The sequence below is a fragment of the Candidatus Woesearchaeota archaeon genome (assembly GCA_003694805.1).
Lineage (GTDB): Archaea > Nanobdellota > Nanobdellia > Woesearchaeales > J110 > J110.
Genome location: RFJU01000083.1, coordinates 1 through 1,591 on the forward strand (window position 1 = coordinate 1; position 1,591 = coordinate 1,591).

The following is a 1,591-nucleotide window of genomic DNA, read 5'->3' on the forward strand; positions in this document are numbered from 1 at the left end:
ACGTCTATCTCATCGCCGCCGATGGCTGGACCGAAGCCGCTCAGCCCCGTGGCGTCATCGAAGACAAGCAGCGCAAGATCAAGGAAACGCCCGACCTGATTATCGGCTCGAAGCAAAAAGGAGCCAAATACAAAATGGACCTGCTGCAGCCAAACCTGGTTGCCACGCACTTTTTCGCTTCACAACTGCAAGCCATCGAAAGCAAGCAACAAAAAGCAGAAGCATTGCAGCAAAAGTTGGAAGAGTTGGAGGAGCAACACGGTGGGGACGAAGAGGCGCCTCTGTCCGAGATTCGCGAGGAAGGCAAAAAAGCCAAAATAGCGGACGTGGAGGAAAGACTGAAGGAATACGAAACGATTATGGTAAAGGTGTTGAAGCCTGAAGCATACACCAAAGTGCAGGAGGCAAGACGTGCTTTTGCAGAAGCAACAGAAAGGCTGGACTCCCTCGCAGAAAAACCGGAATACCTCCCATTTTTTGCACCGTTGCGAGGGAAACGGGGAAATGTTACAAAGACCAACGTCAACAAGCGGTTGAATCAATTGAAAGATCCCGACAGCCCTGAGCGAATAGCCCTGCAAACATTCATTGACGCAAGCAGCAATGTGGAACGAGCGAAACCCCGCTTGCAGCAGGCAGAGACGGAATTTGCCCAAGCAGTGGCTTCGCTGATCAACCAATATTCGGAAAGTACGGAAGTGCAGGAAGTGCAGGTGCTCAGAACTTATCACCAACTGCTGAAGCGCCTGAACGAAACCGAGAAGGAGATCAAAGATGCACAAGCCAGTCTTGACCGCGCCGTGCTCCACCAGTACGCCCGCCTGAGCGAAGACGACATCAAAGCACTGGTGATCGAAGACAAGTGGCGCGCCGCCCTCGAAAAAGCCCTGCACGCCCGCACCGACTCCATCGCCGCCCTCCTGGCAGCCCGCCTGCACGAGCTGCACGAGCGCTACGCCCGCCCCCTCCCCGGGTTGGAGCAGGAAGTGGCCCGCCTCACCGAAACCGTACACCAACACCTCAAAACGATGGGACTGTCATGGTAAAAATCAAAGACACGCACATACCGCCTGGTTACAAAAAGACCGAAGTGGGGGTGATCCCGGAGGAGTGGGGAATTTCCACTATCGGGGATCTGTTTCATATCAAAGCGGGCGGGGATTTTACCCCACATAATTCTAGTTTTGAACGTAGTGAGCAGTATCCATTTCCTATATATGCAAATGGGCTAGAAAACCAAGGTCTTTATGGGTTCACAACCTCTCCCCAATGTGAAGCGGGTTCTATTACAGTAACTGCACGTGGCACGCTTGGAGTAGCCTTTTACCGTGACACACCTTTTACCCCTATAGGCAGATTGTTGGCTTTGCAACCTAAATCTGAATTAGAAGGAAAGTTCTTTAGCGCATATCTAAATACGTTTGCCCACTTTGCCATTGAAAGCACGGGGGTACCCCAGTTGACAGCACCGCAAATTTCACGGTATTGGCTTCCCCTTCCCCCCCTTTCCGAGCAGCGCGCCATAGCCCGCGTGTTGTCGGACGTGGATGGGCTGCTGGAGGCGCTGGATGGGCTGATCGAAAAGAAGCGC

Annotated in this window: 2 protein-coding genes; both read left to right on the forward strand. The window is 53.0% G+C overall.

Features of this window, described 5'->3' with window-relative positions:
• Positions 1-1,046 (forward strand): hypothetical protein (locus D6783_03050; GenBank protein ID RME53052.1); only part of this gene is annotated, 1,046 nt, incomplete at its 5' end.
• Positions 1,040-1,591, forward strand: a 552-nt coding sequence (locus D6783_03055; protein ID RME53053.1) for a restriction endonuclease subunit S, incomplete at its 3' end; no start/stop codon positions are given. The genes D6783_03050 and D6783_03055, both read left to right, overlap by 7 nt.